The organism is Rhizobium sp. C104 (assembly GCF_022354505.1).
GTDB classification, from domain to species: domain Bacteria; phylum Pseudomonadota; class Alphaproteobacteria; order Rhizobiales; family Rhizobiaceae; genus Rhizobium; species Rhizobium redzepovicii.
The window spans coordinates 2,909,176-2,930,895 of the sequence record NZ_CP092348.1 but is presented as its reverse complement, the minus strand read 5'-3'; the positions used below and the strand labels follow the sequence as shown (position 1 = coordinate 2,930,895).

Annotated in this window: 21 protein-coding genes and 2 pseudogenes; all 23 read left to right on the top strand. The window is 59.7% G+C overall.

Going from position 1 to position 21,720, the window contains the following annotated elements:
• Window positions 1–151 precede the first annotated feature (151 nt).
• Window positions 152–1,060, top strand: a complete 909-nt coding sequence (locus MF410_RS15650) for a flagellin (RefSeq protein ID WP_097623879.1) — start codon at window positions 152–154, stop codon at window positions 1,058–1,060.
• A gap of 246 nt (window positions 1,061–1,306) precedes the next feature.
• On the top strand, window positions 1,307–2,218 hold the full coding sequence (locus tag MF410_RS15645) for a flagellin (protein WP_097623880.1): 912 nt from the start codon (window positions 1,307–1,309) through the stop codon (window positions 2,216–2,218).
• Between the two features lie 298 nt (window positions 2,219–2,516).
• Window positions 2,517–3,479, top strand: a complete 963-nt coding sequence (locus MF410_RS15640) for a flagellin (protein ID WP_097623881.1) — start codon at window positions 2,517–2,519, stop codon at window positions 3,477–3,479.
• A 200-nt stretch (window positions 3,480–3,679) separates the two neighbouring features.
• Window positions 3,680–4,309, top strand: a complete 630-nt coding sequence (locus MF410_RS15635) for a hypothetical protein (protein ID WP_097623882.1) — start codon at window positions 3,680–3,682, stop codon at window positions 4,307–4,309.
• Complete coding sequence (locus MF410_RS15630; RefSeq protein ID WP_097623883.1) at window positions 4,306–5,649, top strand: MotB family protein; 1,344 nt, start codon at window positions 4,306–4,308, stop codon at window positions 5,647–5,649. The genes MF410_RS15635 and MF410_RS15630 overlap by 4 nt, the downstream gene beginning before the upstream one ends.
• A gap of 4 nt (window positions 5,650–5,653) precedes the next feature.
• The gene (motC, locus tag MF410_RS15625; RefSeq protein WP_097623884.1) at window positions 5,654–6,949 is read left to right on the top strand and encodes a chemotaxis protein MotC; all 1,296 of its coding nucleotides are present in this window, start codon (window positions 5,654–5,656) and stop codon (window positions 6,947–6,949) included.
• A complete protein-coding gene (locus MF410_RS15620; protein WP_239619885.1) occupies window positions 6,946–8,367 on the top strand; it encodes a flagellar hook-length control protein FliK in 1,422 nt (473 codons plus the stop codon). Before motC ends, MF410_RS15620 begins: the two co-directional genes overlap by 4 nt.
• Complete coding sequence (locus tag MF410_RS15615) at window positions 8,315–8,872, top strand: lytic transglycosylase domain-containing protein (protein ID WP_097623886.1); 558 nt, start codon at window positions 8,315–8,317, stop codon at window positions 8,870–8,872. Before MF410_RS15620 ends, MF410_RS15615 begins: the two co-directional genes overlap by 53 nt.
• A gap of 280 nt (window positions 8,873–9,152) precedes the next feature.
• A pseudogene (locus MF410_RS15610) lies at window positions 9,153–9,823 on the top strand (winged helix-turn-helix domain-containing protein).
• Between the two features lie 126 nt (window positions 9,824–9,949).
• Window positions 9,950–11,270, top strand: a pseudogene (locus MF410_RS15605) (flagellar hook protein FlgE).
• Window positions 11,271–11,289: 19 nt separating this feature from the next.
• Entirely contained in the window at window positions 11,290–12,777 is a 1,488-nt protein-coding gene (flgK, locus tag MF410_RS15600) for a flagellar hook-associated protein FlgK (RefSeq protein ID WP_097623888.1), read from the top strand.
• A gap of 3 nt (window positions 12,778–12,780) precedes the next feature.
• Window positions 12,781–13,827 carry a flagellar hook-associated family protein gene (locus MF410_RS15595; RefSeq protein ID WP_097623889.1) on the top strand — a complete coding sequence of 349 codons (1,047 nt, stop codon included), beginning with the start codon at window positions 12,781–12,783 and terminating at the stop codon, window positions 13,825–13,827.
• Window positions 13,828–13,863: 36 nt separating this feature from the next.
• Window positions 13,864–14,211, top strand: a complete 348-nt coding sequence (gene flaF / locus MF410_RS15590; RefSeq protein ID WP_239619884.1) for a flagellar biosynthesis regulator FlaF — start codon at window positions 13,864–13,866, stop codon at window positions 14,209–14,211.
• Window positions 14,208–14,657: a flagellar biosynthesis repressor FlbT gene (gene flbT / locus MF410_RS15585; RefSeq protein WP_003584285.1), complete on the top strand. Its 450-nt coding sequence runs from the start codon at window positions 14,208–14,210 to the stop codon at window positions 14,655–14,657. Before flaF ends, flbT begins: the two co-directional genes overlap by 4 nt.
• Window positions 14,648–15,082 carry a flagellar hook assembly protein FlgD gene (flgD, locus tag MF410_RS15580; protein ID WP_097623890.1) on the top strand — a complete coding sequence of 145 codons (435 nt, stop codon included), beginning with the start codon at window positions 14,648–14,650 and terminating at the stop codon, window positions 15,080–15,082. The genes flbT and flgD overlap by 10 nt, the downstream gene beginning before the upstream one ends.
• 88 nt (window positions 15,083–15,170) lie before the next feature.
• The gene (fliQ, locus tag MF410_RS15575) at window positions 15,171–15,437 is read left to right on the top strand and encodes a flagellar biosynthesis protein FliQ (RefSeq protein WP_009992823.1); all 267 of its coding nucleotides are present in this window, start codon (window positions 15,171–15,173) and stop codon (window positions 15,435–15,437) included.
• Window positions 15,438–15,525: 88 nt separating this feature from the next.
• Window positions 15,526–17,613: a flagellar biosynthesis protein FlhA gene (gene flhA, locus MF410_RS15570; RefSeq protein ID WP_097623891.1), complete on the top strand. Its 2,088-nt coding sequence runs from the start codon at window positions 15,526–15,528 to the stop codon at window positions 17,611–17,613.
• Window positions 17,610–18,362 (top strand): flagellar biosynthetic protein FliR, encoded by a 753-nt coding sequence (locus tag MF410_RS15565; protein WP_097623892.1) that lies wholly within the window; start codon window positions 17,610–17,612, stop codon window positions 18,360–18,362. Before flhA ends, MF410_RS15565 begins: the two co-directional genes overlap by 4 nt.
• 4 nt (window positions 18,363–18,366) lie before the next feature.
• The gene (locus MF410_RS15560) at window positions 18,367–18,780 is read left to right on the top strand and encodes a hypothetical protein (RefSeq protein WP_003588513.1); all 414 of its coding nucleotides are present in this window, start codon (window positions 18,367–18,369) and stop codon (window positions 18,778–18,780) included.
• Between the two features lie 31 nt (window positions 18,781–18,811).
• On the top strand, window positions 18,812–19,375 hold the full coding sequence (locus MF410_RS15555; protein ID WP_054183705.1) for a rod-binding protein: 564 nt from the start codon (window positions 18,812–18,814) through the stop codon (window positions 19,373–19,375).
• A gap of 124 nt (window positions 19,376–19,499) precedes the next feature.
• Window positions 19,500–19,865 (top strand): hypothetical protein, encoded by a 366-nt coding sequence (locus MF410_RS15550; protein ID WP_003570277.1) that lies wholly within the window; start codon window positions 19,500–19,502, stop codon window positions 19,863–19,865.
• The gene (locus tag MF410_RS15545; protein WP_097623893.1) at window positions 19,865–20,404 is read left to right on the top strand and encodes a hypothetical protein; all 540 of its coding nucleotides are present in this window, start codon (window positions 19,865–19,867) and stop codon (window positions 20,402–20,404) included. The genes MF410_RS15550 and MF410_RS15545 overlap by 1 nt, the downstream gene beginning before the upstream one ends.
• Before the next feature lie 287 nt (window positions 20,405–20,691).
• Window positions 20,692–21,531 (top strand): WecB/TagA/CpsF family glycosyltransferase, encoded by an 840-nt coding sequence (locus tag MF410_RS15540; protein WP_097623894.1) that lies wholly within the window; start codon window positions 20,692–20,694, stop codon window positions 21,529–21,531.
• Window positions 21,532–21,720: the final 189 nt, after the last annotated feature.

The following is a 21,720-nucleotide window of genomic DNA, read 5'->3' as shown; positions in this document are numbered from 1 at the left end:
TTCCTTAACCATCTTGCTGTTTTCTAGGCCCATCGAAACGGCGAGTTAACCTTAACGAGACTGGTTAACAGGCATGATGCTGATCGCTGTGGGCCGGCCGAAAATCCGGAATGTCCCTTTTTAAAATCTGCCAACAAGGGGCAAACAAACTATGACGAGCATCAACACCAATAACGCTGCGATGGCAGCCCTCCAGACTCTCCGTGGCATCAACCAGGGTCTCCAGACAACCCAGGCTCACGTTTCGTCCGGCTATCGCGTTGGCCAGGCTTCCGACAATGCTGCTTACTGGTCGATCGCAACGACCATGCGTTCGGACAACAAGGCGCTTTCCGCCGTCTCCGACGCTCTCGGCCTCGGCGCCGCCAAGGTTGATACCGCTTATTCCGCCATGGACAGCGCCATCGATGTCGTCGGGAACATCAAGGCCAAGCTGGTTGCCGCGACTGAAAACGGCGTCGACAAGGCCAAGGTCCAGGAAGAAATCAGCCAGCTGCAGCAGCAGCTCCTGAGCGTCGCTCAGTCGGCTTCCTTCTCCGGTGAAAACTGGGTTGCCGGCGCCGACGGCACCAAGAACGTCGTTGCCTCCTTCGTTCGTGACGGCTCCAACGCTGTCTCGGTCGTGATGACCGACTACGTTCTCGACGACGGCTCCGCAGGCAACGTTCTGTTCGGCATGAGCGGCGGCGCTGTTGAAACCTCCACGGGTATCCTCGGCACGTCGAACGGCGCCACCGGTTCTGTCTACGCGATGGACATCACCAACTTCACCCTCGGCGAGATCCAGACGGCTCTGACCAATGTCGAAGCGGCTCTGAAGTCCATGACCAGCGCCGGCGCTGCTCTCGGCTCGATCTCCAAGCGCATCGAACTGCAGGAAAACTTCGTATCCGCTCTCAGCGACTCGATCGACTCCGGTGTCGGCCGTCTCGTCGACGCCGACATGGAAGAAGAATCCTCCAAGCTCAGCGCTCTGCAGACCCAGCAGCAGCTGGCCGTCCAGTCACTGTCGATCGCGAACTCCTCTTCGCAGACCATCCTCACGCTGTTCCGCGGCTAATAACCCTCGGAAATATCGGCCCGCCGGTCTCCGGCGGGACTTCGGAAACGAGCCGCGCTTCAATGGAGCGCGGCTTTTTTTAGTGTCTGTTAACGGTTGATTAACCATAATGCTGTTTTCTCAGGTCAACGAGACGGCGGGTTAACCAAATTTAAGAACCGGTTAACAGGCATGAGGCTGGTCCCCGTTCCCGGTAGCTTCCGGAATGTCCCTTTTTATCAACTGCCGACAAGGGGCAATCATTTCATGACCAGCATTTTGACGAACGTTGCGGCGATGGCCGCCCTTCAGACACTCCGCGGAATCAATGACGGCCTCGAGGCTACGCAGAACCGCGTATCGTCGGGTTATCGCGTCGAAAAAGCGTCCGACAACGCCGCCTACTGGTCGATCGCAACGACCATGCGTTCGGACAACAAGGCACTTTCCGCCGTCTCCGACGCTCTCGGCCTCGGTGCCGCCAAGGTCGATACCGCTTATTCCGCCATGGACAGCGCTATCGACGTCATCAGCGAAATCAAGGCGAAGATCGTCGCCGCGACCGAAAAGGGCGTCGACAAGACCAAGGTCCAGGAAGAAATCGGCCAGTTGCAGCAGCAGTTGCTCAGCATTGCCCAATCGGCTTCCTTTTCCGGTGAAAACTGGGTTGCCGGCGCTGACGGCACTAAGAGCGTGGTTTCCACCTTCGTGCGCGATGGCAACGGCAATGTCTCCGTCAAGACGACGGACTACATCCTGGACTCAAGCTCCACGGGCAACGTCCTCTTCGGCATGGACTCGGTCGGCTCGATCGAGACGAGCTCCGGCATTATTGGCACATCATACGGTACGATCGGCTCGATCTACTCGATGGACATCAGCACCTTCGGCTCGGTTGAGATCTCCATGGCCCTGACCTCGATCGAGGCCGGCTTGGACGCGATGACCAAGGCCGCATCGCAGCTCGGCTCGATTTCCACGCGAATCGAACTGCAGGAAAATTTCGTCGGCGCGCTCAGCGACTCGATCGACTCGGGCGTGGGCCGCCTTGTCGATGCCGATATGGAGGAGGAATCGAGTAAGCTGACGGCGTTGCAAACGCAGCAGCAGCTGGCGATCCAGTCGCTGTCGATCGCCAACTCCAGCGCTCAGAACATTCTCACGCTGTTCCGCAGCTAAATCGGGCGCTGAAGCTGGACCGAATCTTGCGCCCTCGTCCGGCAACAAGCGAAAAGCCTACGAACCGCGTCCGAAACGGCGCGGTTTTTTCTTTTATATCAATGGCTTGAATTGCGTCGCGATCGACGCGGCGCGTTCGGCGCTGCGCTCTTGCCCAACGGGTTGATATCGAGTTACCTTCGCTTTCAGTTGATTTGCTTTTGCGACACGCCGGTAGAAACTCTACCGGAGGCATGATGCCACTTCAGTCGCCGCCGGCATTCCGGCCTGCCCCTTGACCTTATTCCGAGACCTGTCGATGACCGTTAAGATTACCAGCGCGGCCGCGGTGAATGCGCTTGCGGTGCTACGCAGCATCAACAAAGAAGCCAGCCAGACACAGCAGCAAGTTTCCTCGGGTTACCGTATCGAGACGGCCTCCGACGATGCGTCCTACTGGTCGATCGCAACCGTCATGCGCTCAGACAGCACCAATCTGGGCACGATCGGAGATGCGCTTGGACTCGGCGCTGCCAAGGTGGATGCGACCTACACGGCGATGACCTCGGCGATTGATCTTATGGGCCAGATTCGCGCCAAGCTGGTTGCGGCAAAAGAGCCCGGCACCGACAAGGACAAGATCAATGCTGAGATCAGCGAATATAAGGAGCAGCTGAAGACCGTCGTTGAATCGACGTCGTTTGCCGGCGAAAACTGGCTGCTGAACGGCGACACCGCCGCGCCGCCGACATGGTCGGTGATTTCGAGTTTCGTGCGCGCGCCGACTGGCGAATATCAAGCTCAGACCATCGATTTCCCCTCGTCGCAAACCATCCTCATCGATAAGAACGATGCGAGCGGCGGACTGTTTACCAAGGCGGTCGATGCCAACGCGATCAACAACAGCGGCGCGACGGCGCGCAACTATTACCTTTTGGACGCCAGCTCGACCACGCCGGCGACGGGCACGGAAATTGCGATCGACAAGAATACGACCGATGCGCAACTCACCGATATGCTCGATGTGACCGACTCGCTGCTTTCCTCGCTGACGACGACGGCCGCTTCCATCGGTGTGATGAAGACGCGTATCGACGATCAGATGGACTATACGGCCGATCTCTCCGATTCGATCGACAAGAGCGTCGGCGCGCTCGTCGATACCGACATGGACGAGGCTTCGATCCGGCAAAAGGCGATCGAAACCCAGAAGCAGATGGCCGTCGAAGCGATCTCGATCCTCAACACGGCTTCGAGCAAGATTTTGATCCTGCTGGAATAAAGGTGGGCGCGATCGCGGATGGCGGTGCCATTCATCCTCGCGCAAGTTTGACTTCCTAGTTTCCGGCATGAAGGCATCGTCCGAATCCGTGCCGGTGCAAGGTGAAGCCCTTGCCCGTTCGAAGCGACGTGCCGGCGCGCAAGTTCGTTTTGAGCGGGGGTGGATATGCTGCATGCCTCCCGAATGCTGGATGGTTTTTTATGAGCATTACGCTTTCCCGGTATTTGAAGGATTTCGGTGAACCGGAACCGTCAGCGCCGATCATCGAGATGGACGATTTCGGCGGCGACGGTTTTCCCGAAATGCCGAGCGAACCGGTAATCGACGTCGAGGCGGAGCGCCGCAATGCCTATGCGCAAGGTCATGCCGCAGCGACCGCTGATTTGACCGAAAAATACGAACGCGAGACGCGGACGCTGGCCGAGGCTCACGCGCGTGAGCTTGCCGAGCTGAGGCTTCGCTACGAAGTCGAGGCGGCAGCGGTCATTGCATCCCGCGTCCGCGATATTGCCGAAGAGGTCGCGCAGCTGGTCAGTGCCGGTGCCTCTATCGCCATCGCGCCCGTGATGACCGAAGCGCTTGCCGCCAGGGCAGCCGAAAGCCTCGCCGTGCTGCTGCGCGACTCGATCCTCGAGGGCGCTGCCGGACCGATCGTCGTCCGCGGGCCCAGCCGGCTTTTCGAACTCTTAGCCGCCGAGCTCGGTGAACATGCCGAGGCGGTTCGACACATTGAGACTGACGATATCGATCTTGCCGTCGAAATCGGCGATTCCGTCATCGTCACCCGTATGTCCGCCTGGGCAGCCAGCTTGAAGAAAGTTCTCGAATGAGCGAAGGCGAAAACCACCACCACGGCAAGAACGAGATCATCATCGTCAAGAGACATGGCGGCGGTGATCACGATGGCTCCCATGGCGGTGCGTGGAAAATTGCCTATGCCGACTTCATGACGGCGATGATGGCGTTCTTCCTGGTCATGTGGCTGGTCAATGCCGCCAACGAGGAGACCAAGGCCTCGGTCGCGACCTATTTCAATCCGATCAAGCTTTCCGACGAAAAGCCGACCGAGAAGGGATTGAAGAAGCCCGTCGACAACGCCGAAGGCGAGGAGAAGCAGGAGAAGTCGAAACAGAAGGAAGAAAATCCGAACGACGGCAAGGCTTCGGCGGATGGTGACGACCAGACATCGACATCAGGCGACCAGACCAATTATTCCGAGGCCGATTTCTTCGAAAATCCGTATTCGGTTCTGGCCGAGATCGCGCAGGAAGTCGGCCAGCAGGCCAATGTCAGCGCCAAGGGCGATGGCGGTGCCGCCGATTCCGGCCCGGCCACCGGCGCCGATGGCGGCGAAGCCTATCGTGATCCCTTCGATCCGGATTTCTGGACGAAGCAGGTTGAGGTCACGACAGCCGGCAAGTCCGCGCCTCCCGGCAAGAGCGACGAGCAGGCGGCTGAAAGCGCGACAACCGAGATGGCCAAGGTCGAGGATATGAAGCCGATACCGCTGACCACCGATCAGAAGGCCGCTCAGGAAGCCAAGGGCGCGGCCGAGGCCAAGGACGGCAAGGCGCCGGATGACAAGAAGTCTGGCGATAAGAAGGCTGAGGACAAGAAGGCCCCAGCGCAAAAGGATGCAGCGCAGAAGGACGCCGATCATCAGAAGGATGCGGACAAGAGCGCGGCCGAGACCGAACAGCAGCAGCAGAAACAAGCCGAGCAACTGCAGGAGCAGATCGCTCAGCAGATCGGCGGCATTGCCGGCAAGCTTGCCGAAGGCCTGACCGTAACGGCATCCGAAGGCGGATTGCTCGTCAGCATCTCCGACCAGAGCGACGACTCGATGTTCAATATCGGTTCCGCGGTTCCCCGCCAGGAAATGGTGCTCGCCATGGAAAAGATCGGCGCGATCCTGAAGGAAAGGGGCGGCGCGGTCGCCATCCGCGGCCATACGGACGGGCGCCAGTATAAGGGCGCGCAGAATGAAAACTGGCGGCTTTCGATGGACCGCGCCCAGAGCGCTTATTATATGCTTGTGCGCGGCGGGCTCGACGAAAAACGCATCTCCCAGGTTTCGGGCTTTGCCGACCGCCGGCTGAAGCTGCCGTCCGACCCGTTCAACGCGACCAACCGCCGGATCGAGATCCTGGTGCAGGCGGATCGAGGATAACAGGATGGCGCGTCGGCAGCATCGCTATGTCGGATTTGTGGCTCTCGGTCTGGCGATGCTTTCGCCGGCCGCAGCCAAGGCGCAGGATCCGGACGATCTTGCACCGTACAAGATGCTGCGGTCGCTGCAGTTTGTGCAGGATTCCGTCGTCTCCGGGGATCATTCGGCCGGAGAGATGCAGCGCTTCATGCTGGGAACGATCGACGAGCGGCTGCGCAGCGTCGATACTTCGGTCTTCGATGACGACCGCAACGTCGATGCAGCGCTGATCTACGCGATGAGCGGCGGCAATCCGCAGACGCTCGAATATCTGATCGCCCACGACGTCAACGGCTATTTCGACAACCGTGTCACCGATGTGCTCAGAAAATATCTGAGCGGTAAGGGGCTGCTCGTCGCCAAGACCCTGGAGGAGACGGCCAGGGAATACCGCGACAAGAAGATCGGCCCATACCTTGCGTTGATCGGCGGCAACGTGCTGATCGCGACGAAGCCGACAGACGCACTGGATCTCTACGACCAGGCGCGCCTTGCGGCACCCGGCACGATCGTCGAGGAAGCGGCGTTGCGCCGCTCCGTCGCCATCTGCGTCGACAAGGGGATGCTCGACAGGGGCATGGCCTATTCGCAGCGCTATATCAGGCGCTTCCTACATTCGCCTTATGCCAGCCAGTTCGCCGACCTTTTCGTGACACTCGTCGTCGGCCATGATCACGACGTGAAGCCGCAGGATGTCATCGACATCCTGTCCTTCATGGACGCGCCGCGCCAGCGCGAGGTCTATCTGCGCATCGCCCGCGCTGCGGCGATCGCGGGAAAGCCGCAGCTGGCCCATATGGCGGTCGACCGTGTGCAGTCGCTTGGCGCCGGCACTGACAATGCCTTCGGTCCTCTTGCGGATTTCTATGGCGGCATGGCCGGCCTTACCACAGAGGATATCGACCGGGCAGCGAAGAATGTCAGCGGCATCGCCGGTGACACGCTTTCGCCGCGGGATCAGGCGTTGCAGGAGGCGGCACGATCGGTTGCCGAGCAGATCCTGCGCGCTCCCGACCCGGCAAGCCTGACGCAAGCCTCGGGCCCTAACACTTCTGATCAAGAAATCACTTCTGAAAAGGCTGCGGCTATAGCTCCGCAACCGGGAGCGCCAGGCGCGCTTTCCGAGCCTGTTCCGGGAGGTGTGGCATCGACTGGCCAGAGCCAGGGTACCGACCCCTCATTCAACGCATTTGTGACGACCAATCGGTCTAAGCTCGACGAGATCGACGGTCTTCTGGCGCAGGAAGGCAACGAACAATGATGGATATGAGCGTCTTGGGCGGAGCCGCCGGTCCTGATTCTGCCGCGGCTGTGAAATCTGCACGGCCGATGGGCAAAGACGATGCTGGCGGCCAAAAGAACGGCTTTTCCGACGCGCTTGCCAAGGCAAGCAACGGCGCCGTCAATGACGACGCCGACGATGCGCAGCCGGATCAGGGTGCAGTTGCCGATGCCGGCGCCGAGAAAGTGGCGCGGACCATCCGCAGCCGCAATGGCGCAAAGCCGTTGATCGATCTCGGCGATGCCGCTTTGAAGGCGCAGGCTGAAGGGCCGCCGGAGACCATCGCAAATGTCGTCGCGGCAAAGCCCGCAAAGGCTGCAGTCAAGGTGCAGGCGGATATCGCCTTCGGCAAGGTCGACCCGAAAGACCGCTCGACCGAGGCGGCCAAAGGCGGCAAGCATGCCAAAGCCGACGCGTTGGATACCGATACGGACAAGGACAGTGAGGATAATGACGGCGGCATTTCCGATGTCCTCGGCCTGCTGAAGCAGGGACCTGCCGACGGCGCCGTTGGTTTGCCGGTGACCGCAGGCGTCCATCATGCGTCCGCCAAAGCCGATGAAGCCGACAAGAAGATCGAGGATATCGAAGCCAAGGCAGGCGGCCATGCGTCCGACGCCTTGGCGGCCGTCAGCGGCAACGTCGACAGTGGCATGGTAGGTGACGTCAAGGTGCCGGGATCGGAGAATGCCGAAGCCGCCGACGGCAGGACGTTCAGGATCAGCCGCGCCGATGGCCGTGGCGTGTCGATGGATGTTCACCTCGGCACCGATCAGGCCGGGCCTAAGGACAGCGCCAAGAAAGCCGATGTCGAAAACGTTTCGGTTCTCGAGTTGCGCCGCTATATCGGCCTGATGCAGAATTCGAATTCCGCCGCCCTCACTGCCGCTCTCTCCGGCGATTCAGAATGGGCGCGCGCCATGGAACCGAGCTCGGCGCTCTCCAATGCGGCGGAATGGACAAGCACCGGCAAGGTGGTCAATACGCTGAAGATCCAGATGAATCCGCTCGATCTCGGCATGGTGACGGCGACCATGCGCCTGTCCGGCGACGCCCTGAATGTCGACCTCAAGGTCGAAACCGGCGCGGCCTACCGTCAGATGAAGGAAGATCACGGCAAGATTCTCGAAGCACTGCGCAGCCAGGGCTACGCCGTCGACAACGTTACCATCAGCATGGCGCCGGTCGAGCGTAGCGACGCCGGCAACCAGGCAGGCAGTCAAGGCCAGGCCTCCCAGCAGCAGTCGCTCGCCCAGCAGGGGCAGGGCGGCGAGGCGCGCGAGCGTCACAATCAGACGGCACAGCGGGCGGACGGAGGCTTCAATGGTGCAGGCGAGACCGGTATTGAAGACGCTAATGCTGGCCGCAGCGGCGGCACTGGCGGCGTTTACCTCTGAGGTCAAAGCCTCCACCGGCGCCTGCGAGCGTGAGATCCAGTCGGCAGCTGCCAAATACGGTATCCCGGAAGGCATCCTCTATTCGGTCGGCCTGACGGAGACCGGCCGCAAGGGCTCGCTCTATCCCTATGCAATGAACGTCGAAGGCAAGGCGATCTTTCCGCCCTCCGAACAGGACGCGATGCGGCAGTTCGATGTCGCCCGCAGCAGCGGCGCCAAGCTCATCGACATCGGCTGCATGCAGATCAACCATTACTATCATGGCGAAAATTTTGGCTCGGCCGAGGATATGTTCGACCCGCATCGCAACGTCGAGTATGCAGCAAAATTCCTCCGCGACCTGCATGACCGTCACGAGACATGGACGATGGCGGTAGCCAGATACCATGCAGGCCCCAACAATGACCCCGCGCAGAAGCAATATGTCTGCCGCGTCATCGCCAATCTGGTCGCCACGGGCTACGGCAAGTGGACTCCCAATGCGAGTAACTTTTGCCGAAATTAATTCAACCAAAGATGGAATGGGCCCATTGTGACGAAACTGTGTCACAATATGGCAGGAATCCGGCATGAATCCCCTGCGCAAGTCATAATTAAGGGGCCGTTAACTTTTCCACGAAATTTTGGTGTGCATAAACAGCTAGACCCACTAGATATAGATCAAATCGCTACCCAGATCTTAATCAATTATTAGTTTCTGCCATTAACTTTAACGAGTTGTCGCCGATTCGTGCGATTCGTACCCATAGATCATCGAAGTGCCACACTGATTCGGAGGCGGACGAATGATCGTCGTGGTTGATGAGCGTGAGCTCGTGAAAGATGGATACACATCTCTGTTTGGTCGTGAGGGCATTCCCTCCACCGGCTTTGATCCAGCGGAATTTGGCGAGTGGGTACAGACCGCCGCCGATTCCGATATTGCGGCAGTCGAGGCCTTCCTGATCGGTCAGGGCCAGCGCAGCCTCGAACTCCCCGGGCGATCCGGGACCGGTCGATGGCGCCGGTAATTGCGGTCAGCGACCAGCCCTCGCTCGAAAACACCCTTGCGCTATTCGATTGTGGCGTCGACGATGTGGTGCGCAAACCGGTGCATCCGCGCGAAATCCTGGCAAGGGCGGCTGCGATCCGGCGCCGGCTGAAGGCGATTGCCAACTACACCGAAATCGGCGGGATCCGCGTCTTCTCGGACGGCCGCGACCCTGAGATCAACGGCGAAGTCTTCGCGCTTCCCCGGCGCGAGCGCCGCATCCTCGAATATCTAATCGCCAATCGCGGTCGCCGGGTCACCAAGACCCAGATCTTCAACGCCATCTACGGCATCTTCGATGAGGAGGTCGAGGAGAATGTCGTCGAAAGCCATATCTCGAAGCTGCGCAAGAAGCTGCGCAAGAAGCTCGGCGTCGATCCGGTCGATTCCAAGCGCTTCCTTGGCTACTGCATCGATTGGGCCTGATTTTTCCGGCCGGGCGGCGACGCCCGGCTGAACCTCGATATTGGCCTCGCAGCGCGCCATCACAGACAGCTTCACGCAAGGCCCGACAAATACTCTCGAGCTTAACAGGTAAAACGAGGTTTTCAGATGAGCATTTTCGGCAGCATGAAGACGGCGGTATCGGGCATGAATGCGCAGGCGAACCGCCTCAGCACGGTCTCCGACAATATCGCCAACGTTAACACGACCGGTTACAAGGCCGTGTCGACGAGCTTCTCGTCGCTGGTTCTGCCATCCTCGGGCGGCAACTACAATTCCGGCGGCGTTCAGACCTCCGTCCGCCAGGCCGTCTCCGACCAGGGCGATATTTCCTACACCACCTCCACCACCGACCTTGCGATCTCGGGCGACGGCTTCTTCATCGTCCAGGGCGCCGACGGCACGCCTGTCCTGACCCGCGCCGGCGACTTCACGAAGGACGACGAAGGCAATCTCGTCAACGCCGCCGGCTTCGGCCTGATGGGTTATTCCTACGACTCCGGCGCTCCCGCCGTCGTCGTCAACGGCTTCGACGGCCTCGTTCCCGTCAATGTCAACCAGGAAGGATTAACTGCCATCGCCTCGACGTCAGGCGTCTTCAAGGGCAACCTTAATTCCAACGCTAACGTTGCTCCGGTCGCTCCTGCGACGCTTCCGAGCGACAACGGCGCAACCGGCACCCCGACAACCGACACCAAGAAGTTCTCGATGGTCGCCTACGACACGCTCGGCAACAAGGTGATGTACGACTTCTACTTCACCAAGACCTCGGTTACTACACCACCGCCGGCAACCGGCACCGCCAGCACTTGGGAGGTTGCGATCTTCCGCAACGCCGATGCGGCAACCGGCGGAACGACCTCCTTCCCCTACAGTACCACCACCCCCACCGGCGGCACCGTGGCAGAGACCACGCTCGAGTTCGAACTCAACCGGCAAGATCACCAACTCAACGGGCACCGTCACGATCTCCGATCCGGTAACTGGTTTGGATATCGACATGGATCTCACGGGCTTTACGCAGCTCGGCGCCGAGTTTGCCGGCACCGGCACGCCGAACGGTCAAGCCGCAAGCCCGGTCAAGGACGTAACGATCGACGGCGACGGCATAGTCTACGCCAAATACGAGGACGGCAGCACCAAGCCGCTCTACCGCATTCCGCTCGCGAATGTCGCAAGTCCGGACAAGTTGACGCTGATGAGCGGAAACGTCTACAGCGCCAACGGCCAGTCGGGCGTCACTGTCACCGGTTTCCCGCAGACCAACGGCCTCGGCACGATCAAGTCGGGTGCTCTCGAAGGTTCGAACGTCGACCTTGCCGGCGAGCTCACCGAGATGATCGAATCCCAACGCAGCTATACCGCCAATTCCAAGGTGTTCCAGACGGGGTCCGACATCATGGACGTCCTCGTCAACCTCAAGAGATAATCAGGGTAACGGGTAAGCCATGTCGCTCACGTCCGCACTTAATACCGCGCAGGGAATATTCAACAATACCGGCACGCAGAGCAGTGTCGTATCGAACAATATTTCGAATGCCGGCAACAAGGATTACGTGCGCCGGCAGGCGATGCTCACCACGTCCCTGAACGGCGCGCAGGTCGTCAAGATCGACCGGGCGCAGGAAGATGCGCTGCTGCGCCAATATCTGAAGTCGTCCTCCCAGGACAGCGCCCAGCAAACCCTGCTCAGCGGTCTCGAGGACCTCAAGTCGATCATGGGTGGCAACGACTACGAGACGTCGCCATCCACCTATCTCGGTGTTTTCCAGCAGAAACTTCAGGCCTTCCGCACGACGCCCGGCAGCACCGTCGCCGCCCAGGGCGCGATCACCGCCGCCCAGGACGTCGCCAACTCGCTGAACAATGCGTCGAGTTCCGTACAGGATGTCCGCGCCAGCGCCGACAAGCAGATCGCTACCGCGGTCGATACGCTGAATACGCTGCTCAGCCAGTTCGAGACCGCCAACAATGCGGTGAAGACCGCCACGGCCACGGGCGCGGATCCCTCCAGCGCTCTCGACGAACGCGAGAAGGCCCTCAAGCAGATTTCGCAGATCGTCGGCGTCAGCGCCACGACGCGCGACAACAACGACATGGTGCTGAGCACGTCTGACGGGACGATTCTCTTCGAGACGATCCCGCGCACGGTGACGTTCCAGGCGAAGGATGCCTACAATGCCACCATCGCCGGCAATTCGGTCTATATCGACGGTGTCGCGCTTCCGCGTGGCAGCGGATCGACGGCGACGGGGCAGGGAAGCCTTCAGTCGCTCCTGCAGGTCCGTGACGAGATCGCTCCCAACTTCCAGAAGCAGCTCGATGAAATCGCCCGCGGCCTGGTATCGCTCTTCAAGGAGCAGAGCACGTCGGGGACCCCGGCCTATGTGACAGGTCTCTTCACCTGGAGCGGCGACACGGTCGAGGCCGGCAGCACCGCGGTTGCCGGTATGGCGTCGACCATCACCGTCAGCAGCACCGTCATCACCTCGCAGGGCGGCGACCCGATGCGCCTGCGCGATGGCGGCGTCAACGCCGACGGCGTCGTCAACAATCCTACCCACCTCAGTGGTTATACGACGGACCTCGATAGTCTTTATAATGCCTTGGGCTCCGATATCGATTTCGATCCGGCAACGGGGACGACGGCCGGATTCGACACCTCGACGGGCATCGATTCGAACGTCAGCATCATGGAATACGCCACGAATTCCCTCGGTTGGCTCGAGCAGTATCGCAGCAATGCCACGACCGCGGCGGAAAACACCTCGGCGGCGCTGTCGCGCTCGGACGAAGCCTATTCCAACGAGACGGGTGTCAACCTCGACGAGGAACTGACGCTGCTCCTTGACATAGAGCAATCTTACAAGGCGGCGACCAAAATCCTGAACGCTGTCGACGAAATGTTGAAGTCATTGCTGGATATTGCGAGTTAAGCCATGAAGAGCTCATTTATTTCAAGTTCAGCCATTCAGAATGCGATGCGCTTGACCATTCGTCAGGGGCAGAACCAGATGACGAAGGCGACGATGGAGGCAACGACGGGTGTCTATGCCGACATCGGTGTCTCGCTCGGCGGCAACGCCGCCAGAAGCGTCGACTTCAGCCGCGAGGTCGACAGGATCGACACGATCAAATCGAGCAATTCGCTCGTCACCGCGCGCATGGAATCCTCGCAACTCGGCCTGTCCAAGATGAAGGACGTCGGCGACGGTCTCGTTTCGAAGCTGACGGCGCTCCAGGGCAGCCACGATCCCGGCAGCATTACCGTCGCCATCCAGTCGGCGACCAGCGCGCTGTCCACTATGATGGACACGGCCAATACCATGGTGAACGGCGAATACTTGTTCTCCGGCATCAACACCGATGTGCAGCCGCTGACTGACCAGACGACGGCGACGAGCGCGGATATCGTCACCGCGCTGAATACATATGCGACGGGCCTCGGCAAGGGCGTCAGCGATCTCACCGGCGACGAAATGGAGACCTTCATTACGACGATGGTCGAGCCGATGTTCAGCGAGGCAAACTGGACCAATGCGACGACCGGCTGGTCGCAGGCATCGAGCCAGAACATGACGAGCCGCATCAGCAATTCGGAAGTCATCGAATCCTCGACCAACGCCAATTCCGAAGGCATGCGCTACATGGCGCTCGCCTCGGTGATGACCTCGGCGCTGCTTGGCCAGGACCTGAGCAGCGACGCGATGAGCACGGTGTCGAAGCAGGCAATCAGCTACACGACGAAGGCGACCAGCGGCCTCGTGACGCAGGCAAGCCAGCTCGGTCTTTCCCAGGAGCGCGTCAAGAAGTCCAACGACGCCCTCGACGCCCAGTCGAACATCATCAAGAACAAGCTCGTCGACCTTCAGGGCGTCGATCCCTACGAGGCTTCGACCCTCGTCAAGACCTTGGAAACGCAGCTTGAAACGGCTTACACGATCGTCTCGAAGATCCAGCAGTTGAGTCTCGTAAACTACCTTTGATGAGCAAAGGCGCGCAAGACTAAGAAGGATGCATGAATGTATCAGTTCTCTTATGCCGAAGTCATGCAGGACTTGGTGGCCGACGCGAAAGAGCGGGAATGGCAGGTTCTTGACCGGTCCATAGATCTGCTGTCGCTGGCGCGCGAAAAGGAAAAATACGGCCGGGAAGCCATCGAAGCCCTGTTTTATACGCGCAGGGTATGGATCAGCTTCATCGAGGATCTGAAGCATCCCGACAACCAGCTGGAGATCGAGCTCAGGGCCAACCTCATCTCGATCGCAATCTGGATTTTGAAGGAATGCGACAGGATCCGAAAACGTCTGTCGAATAACTACCAGGGCATCATCGACGTTACCACCATCATCAGGGATGGACTTAAATGAAAAGTACACTTCGCATTTCTCTGAAAGCCGGAGAAAGAATCTTCATCAACGGCGCCGTCCTGCGTGTCGACCGCAAGGTCGCGCTGGAATTCCTGAATGATGTGACGTTCCTTCTCGAAAACCACGTCCTCCAGCCCGAAGGCGCCACCACGCCCCTGCGTCAGCTGTATTTCATCGCACAGATGATCCTCATCAATCCCGAGGGCAAGGACCACTCGACGGCGATGTTCCGCAAGTCGATCACCATGCTGCTCAGCTGCTTCAAAAACGAGGAAATCCTCGCCGAACTGAAGCGCATCGATGCACTCGTCTCGACCGGCCGCGCTTTCGATGCGCTGAAGGCGATCCGTGGCCTCTACGCGATCGAAGACAATATCCTCAACAACCACGAGATGCCGCCGACAATGGTCGAGCAGATTCGCAGGGAGATTGCACCATGGCGGTAGATGCGACATCAAGCGTCAGCACGACGAGTACGACGAGCTCGACCAGTTCGGCCCAGAGCAAGGCGACGCTGAACTACGACAATTTCCTTCAGCTGCTCATTGCGCAGATGAAGAACCAGGATCCGACCGATCCGGTCGATGCCAGCGAGCAGATGTCGCAGCTGGCAAGCTTCTCGCAGGTCGAGCAGACGATCCAGACCAACACCAAGCTGGATACGCTGCTGGCAAGCTCGAGCCTCACCCAGGCCAGCAGCTACGTCGGCAAATACATGGAAAGCGCAGACGGCACCGTCAAAGGCACCATCGAATCCGTCAAGGTTTATTCCGACGGCATCATTGCGACGACCACCGATGGCGGTAATATACTCGTCCAGGCGGGAATCACTGTTGCCGACAAGGCGCCGACCAGCGACAGCGATACCTGATACCACGGCGCCGACGCGCCGAGGGACACCAATCAATAGCGGCCCGGCCACGGCGGGCTGCTTCGAGGCGATATGAGGTTGCCTTCAGATGAATGAAGCTGATGCATTGGATCTGTTCCAGGCTGCGATCTGGACCGTCCTGATTGCCGCCGGTCCGGCCGTCATTGCTGCGATGGTCGTGGGTCTCGTCATCGCCCTGATCCAGGCCTTGACCCAGGTGCAGGAAGCGACGCTGACCTTCGTGCCGAAGATCGTCGCCGTGCTGATCACCGTCGGCGTCACAGCACCCTTCGTCGGCTCGCAGATCTCGATTTTCACCAATCTCGTCTTTTCGCGCATCCAGTCCGGTTTCTGAGCCACCTTCGCGCAAGCTTCGCCATTTAACTCTCGATCCGAATTGGGCGGACCGAGTCCGCCTCCTCTCATGAAGAGACGGAACTGTTATGGCGCAACCACCTGCACTCCCCCTTCCGAAAGTCGCCCCGAGCCTGCGCGATGTCGGTTTTGCCCTCGGCATCATCGGCATCATCTGCATTCTCTTCCTGCCGATCCCGCCATTCCTGATCGACATGGGGCTGGCCTTCTCGATCGCCTTCTCGGTGCTGATCCTGATGGTTGCGCTGTGGATCCAGAAACCGCTCGATTTTTCGTCTTTCCCGACCATTCTGCTGATCGCGACGATGACCCGGCTGGCGCTGAACATCGCGACGACGCGCGTCATCCTGTCCCACGGCAATGAAGGCCATGACGCGGCCGGCGGCGTCATCGCCGGTTTCGCAAGCCTGGTGATGTCCGGCGACTTCGTCATCGGTCTGATCGTCTTCCTGATCCTCATCACCATCAACTTCATCGTCATCACCAAGGGCGCCACGCGTATCGCCGAAGTCGGCGCGCGCTTCACGCTGGATGCCATCCCCGGCAAGCAGATGTCGATCGACGCCGATCTTTCGGCCGGCATCATCGATGAAAGGGAAGCCCAGCGCCGGCGCCGGGAACTCGAAGAGGAAAGCTCGTTCTTCGGTGCGATGGACGGTGCCTCGAAATTCGTGCGCGGCGATGCCGTCGCCGGCCTGATCATCACCGCCATCAACGTCTTCGGCGGCATCATCATCGGCTATTTCCGCCACGGCATGCCGATCGGCGAAGCAGCCGACGTCTTCGTCAAGCTCTCCGTCGGCGACGGCCTCGTCTCGCAGATGCCGGCCCTCATCGTCTCGCTCGCCGCCGGCCTTCTCGTCTCGCGCGGCGGCACGACCGGCTCCACCGACCAGGCGGTCGTCAACCAGTTGAGCGGTTACCCCCGCGCACTCTCGGTCTCGGCCGTGCTGATGTTCGTCCTGGCGCTGATGCCGGGACTGCCCTTCGTCCCCTTCGTGATCCTCGGCAGTCTTCTTGCCTTCGGCGCCTGGTTTATCCCGCGTCAGGTCGAGGCTGAAAACAAGCTTCGCCGCGAGCAGGAGGAAAAGAAGGTCGTCCAGAGCAAGGAGCTGGAAAAGGATTCGGTCAAGTCGGTACTGCGGACCTCCGAGATCGAGCTTGCGCTCGGCAAGATGGTCTCGACCCGCCTGCTCGGCGCCCACCAGGAACTCGCCTTCCGCGTCGGCAAGATGCGCAAGAAGTTCGCCACCCAATACGGTTTCGTCGTGCCCGAGATCAAGGTCACCGACGACATTGCCATCGCCGAGAAGTCCTACCAGATCCGCATCCACGGCACGACGGTGGCCTCCAACCTGCTGCGCGTCGGCGAAGTCCTGGTCGTCACCGGCGCCGGCCGCCGGCCGAGCATCCCCGGCGATGAAATCCGCGAACCCGCTTTCGGCATGCCGGCCGTCTCGATCCTCGAAAACTTTGCCGACGATCTGAAACGCGAGGGCTTCCAGCCGATCGACAACGTTTCCGTTGTGCTCACCCATATGAGCGAGGTCATCCGCAACAACCTGCCGCAGCTTCTGTCTTACAAGGACGTCAAGGTGCTGATCGACCGGCTCGACCCCGAATACAAGAAGCTCGCCGACGAGATCTGCTCGTCGCATATGTCCTATTCGGGCCTGCAGGCGGTGCTCAAGCTCCTGCTTGCCGAACGCGTCTCGATCCGCAACCTGCACCTCATTCTCGAAGCGGTGGCCGAACTCGCCCCGCATGTCAGGAAGACCGAGCAGATCGTCGAGCATGTCCGCATCCGCATGGCCCAGCAGCTCTGCGGCGACCTTGCCGACAACGGCGTGCTGCGCGTCCTTAGGCTGGGCAGCAAATGGGATCTCGCTTTCCACCAGGCGCTGAAGCGCGACGCCAAGGGCGAGGTGATCGAATTCGACATCGATCCGCGTAACCTGGAAGAATTCAGCGAACAGGCCACCAAAGTTATCCGTGAGTTCATGGATCGCGGTCTGCCATTCGCACTTGTCACCTCGCCGGAAACACGCTCCTATGTGCGCATGATCATCGAACGCCTGTTCGCCACGCTGCCGGTCCTGTCGCATGTCGAACTGGCCAAGGGCATCGAGATAAAGATTTTGGGCTCTATTTCATGATAACAGACCCGCAAGGGACCGTTCTCGCACTGTTTCTGGTTTTCTGCCGGATCGGTGGCTGTGTGCTGGCTCTTCCGGGTTTTTCCTCGGCGCGCGTGCCCGAACAGCTGCGCGTCTTCATCGCCGTCGCGCTGTCGATCGCCGTCATGCCGCTGCTGTGGGACACGGTCTATCCGGCCGTCCACACCGGTTCCGGAACCTATATCGGCCTGATCGTCAGCGAATCGCTGATCGGCGTGATGTACGGCATGCTGGCGCGGATCTACACGCTCGGCATGCAGTTCGCCGCGACGATCATTGCCACCATGGTTGGTTATACCCAGCCGGGCTCGGCCGATATCATCGAAGACACGCCGGAGAGCAGCCTTTCCGGCTTCATCACCTTTGCCGGCATCATGATCCTGTTCATCATGGACTTCCATCACATCGTCTTTCGGGCGCTGATCGATTCCTACACGACCATGCCTTTCGGCGGCCTGATGCAGATGCGGGCGACGCTGATCTCCTTTAGCGACACGCTGGAGCAGACCACCTACATCATGCTGCGGCTGTCGAGCCCCTTTCTGATCTACGGCCTGATCTTCAACGTCTCGATCGGCTTCATCAACAAGTTGGCGCCGCAGATCCCGGTCTACTTCATCTCGACGCCCTATCTGCTGATGGGCGGGCTCTTCCTGATCTACTTCTCGATTGCGGCCTTGGTCAGCCAGTTCGGCCAGTCCTTCGGCTCGATCTATATCGGGCGATGAGGCGATGATCGATAAGAACCGCTCCCAGAAGCTTAAGCGACTGCTCTCGGTGCAAAGGCATATCGAAAGGATGGCCGAGAACGATCTGGCCGAAACCAGCCGCCAGCGCGTCGAGGTCAATGCGGCGATGGATGACGTGATCCTCGCACTCGGCTCGATGGACCCCGTCCACCATGCCTTTTCGCAGAATTACGCCGACCGATTCGGCAGGCTTTCGATCAAGGACCTGCAGCTGACCGGCATGCAGGAGGTTCACGAAATGCGGCTGGCGCGTGAGCGCGCCAAGGGCGACCGTTTCGAAGAAGGCATGAAAGAAGCCCTCGAGGCCGAGCGCCGCGAGGCCGACGACAATGCCGTCTACGATGTCATCGATCAGCAATTCGCAACGCCAGCCTCCAGCAAGCTTCGAAACCCATAGTCGTTACGATCTTAAATTAGAGGATTGTAACGTGGCTATTTCGCCTCCCAGTGATCTGGTCCTGGACGTTGTCAAAGCTGCCGACCCCATGGAGGTTCAGGCGGCCCAGGAAAAATTGAAGGCAAATCGTGCGGCCTTTGCCGCAACGAGCCTCGCCGAAAATGGCAAGGGCTTCTCCAATACGGTCGACGTCCTCGACCATATCAGCCAGAAAAGCGGCCTTAACAACATCCAGAACCGCACGAAGGCCGAGGAAGTGCCGGAAAGCTACCGGAAATTCGAGGCCATGGTGCTGCAGAATTTCGTCAAGTCCATGCTGCCGAGCGAAAGCGAAGACGTCTACGGCAAGGGCGCGACCGGCGATATCTGGAAGGGCATGATGGCCGAACAGCTCGGCAACACCATGGCCAAGGGCGACGGCATCGGCATCGCCAAGCAGATGTACGCCGAGCAGCTGCGCCGACAGGAAGGCAAGATCGTCAATGCCTCGACCGATAACGATGACCGCAACACTGCGCTCAGCATGATCGACGACTTCCAGCGCAAGACATTCGGCACGCCCACCGCTGAAGCCAAGACCGACAGAACAGGATGATTTGGGGCCCGTTGGCCTAAAACCTGAATCTTGTTCTCAATGAAATAGTTAGAGCGTGATGTCGCGCGAAATCCGCGCACAGTTTTCGGCATGGCGCTCCAAGCGACGCATAATCGAGGGTACAATGGAAATAGTTTCGAACGAATACAGAATCAAATCCGTTCTCGGACGCCTCGAAATGATCATCGACAATGAGAACACCCGGATCGGCAGCGATCCGCAGTTCGATCTCAAGGTCTCCAATGCGCATAAAAGCCGCTGCCTCTATGAGCTGTCGATGCTTTTCCGCGACACCGATCCGGCCGAGCTTGCCGCTGCCCATCTCGATCAGTTGCACGGGCTGAAGAAGAAGCTGGTTCTCAACGCCCGTCGGGTCGAGGCGCATCTCGAAGCGGTTCGCGCTGTCGCCGATCTGCTGAAGAACGCCGTTCAGGACGCCGATGCCGACGGGACCTATTCCCAGGAACAATTTGCCGCGCGTGGAAACTGATGATCAAGCTCGTCCTCACCGGTGTCTGGGTTTGCGCCATCACCTTGGCATCGGTCTATTTCTCCGTGTACCTGGCGACCGCGCCGGCGCCCGCGGCAACGGATTCCAAACAGAGCGCGCTTGAACTGGTGAAGGGTGAAACCATCACGGTCCCCATCATCGGCAATGGTGCGATCACCGGCTACTTCCTCGGCCGCGTTTCCTTCATGATGAACAAGGAGATGCTGAAAGACGTGACGCTGCCGCTGGCCGAAATGACCACCGACCAGCTTTTCAGCCTGCTCGTCGGCAACAAGATGGTCGATATCGCCCACATCAAATCCTTCGATCCGAAGGCCTTCCGCGAAGAGATCAAGAAGGGCATGAACGAGCGCCTCGGCGGCGAATATGTCGCCGAGGTCATGCTGGAGCAGCTCGACTATCTCTCCAAGGAAGATGTCAAGGAAAGCTCGGCCGGGGCGCCGAAGAAGGTGGGCACACCCGTCAAGATCGTCGAGACCGCACCGGCCGGTGAAGCGCCGGCGCCAGCCGCTCACTAAGCACGACAATGATATCGACGAACAACGGCGCCGGAAGGCGCCGTTTTCCGTTGGCGCGCGTGGTTAACAAACCACTTATGCGAGCATGGAAATTCAAGGAATTTTCCTAAGGGTTGTTTGAAACCGTCCTGTTATACCAGCTGTCACAGCTTGACATGCGCCGCTTCTGAAATCGGGGCGACGCCGTCACGGCGGGACGCGACCGGGGCTTTCGAGGCCCGGTGCGGAAGTGTGGGCTTGTTTTCCGGGATGTCGGGCGCATGAAGCATCCTAGGCAGGAGGTAGGAATGAATCTGATTGCGAACTTCGCGGTGCTCGCATCGCGGCGGACGATCTTCGATCTGCCGGTCTGCGATCTCGGCTGGGACGATGCCCTCGTTTTCATCAACGAGCTGGCCTCCATTCCCGTCGGCCAGACCGTGGTTTGCTTCGTCAACGCCCACAACATGCTGACCGCGCTTCACGATGACGAATACTACCGGATCATGTCGCACAATTTGGTGCTGCCGGATGGCATCGGTCTCAACATCGCATCGCAGATCGCCCATGGTTCGCCCTTTCCCGCCAATTTGAACGGCACCGATTTTGTGCCGGCCTTCCTCACCTTCATGGAGGCTCCGCGCCGCATCGGTCTGATCGGCGGCACGCGTTCGGTCGTCGAGGCGGCGGCTGAAAATTTCCGCAGGCATACGCCCTGGCATGAATTCGTCGTGGTTTCCGACGGTTATTTCGACAAGGTCGATTCCACTGAGGTCACCGAGGAGATCGAGCGCCAGAAGCTCGACATTCTGATCGTCGGCATGGGAACGCCGCTGCAGGAAAAATGGGTCCACGACAATATCCGTGCCGATCATGCGCGCCTGGTGCTGACGGTGGGCGCTCTCTTCGACTTCGTCTCCGGCGCCGTCCCGCGTGCGCCGAGGACGGTGCGGATGATGCGGCTGGAATGGGCCTATCGCCTGCTGCAGGAGCCGACGCGCCTCTGGCGCCGCTACGTCGTCGGCATCCCGGTCTTCCTTTTCCATGTCCTGCGCTACCGCTTCCGCCGGCGCGAGCGAATCCTCAGGCATCCGGAAGAACACAACACCGCGCTGCAGCCACGGTCGGAACACAAGAAGGCAAGCTGACCCTCGCGTCTTTGCAAGACATTATAGGATTTTGGAATGTATCCTTGGATCGATTCCGATTTGAGGAGCTATGCATAGTTCTGACACGCTGCGGTTAACCATTTCTTTGCCATGAATATTTAGACTGGCTTAATCATCTGCATCCGTGCGGATGAGCGAATTCGGCCATCATGTGCATGAGATGTGGCG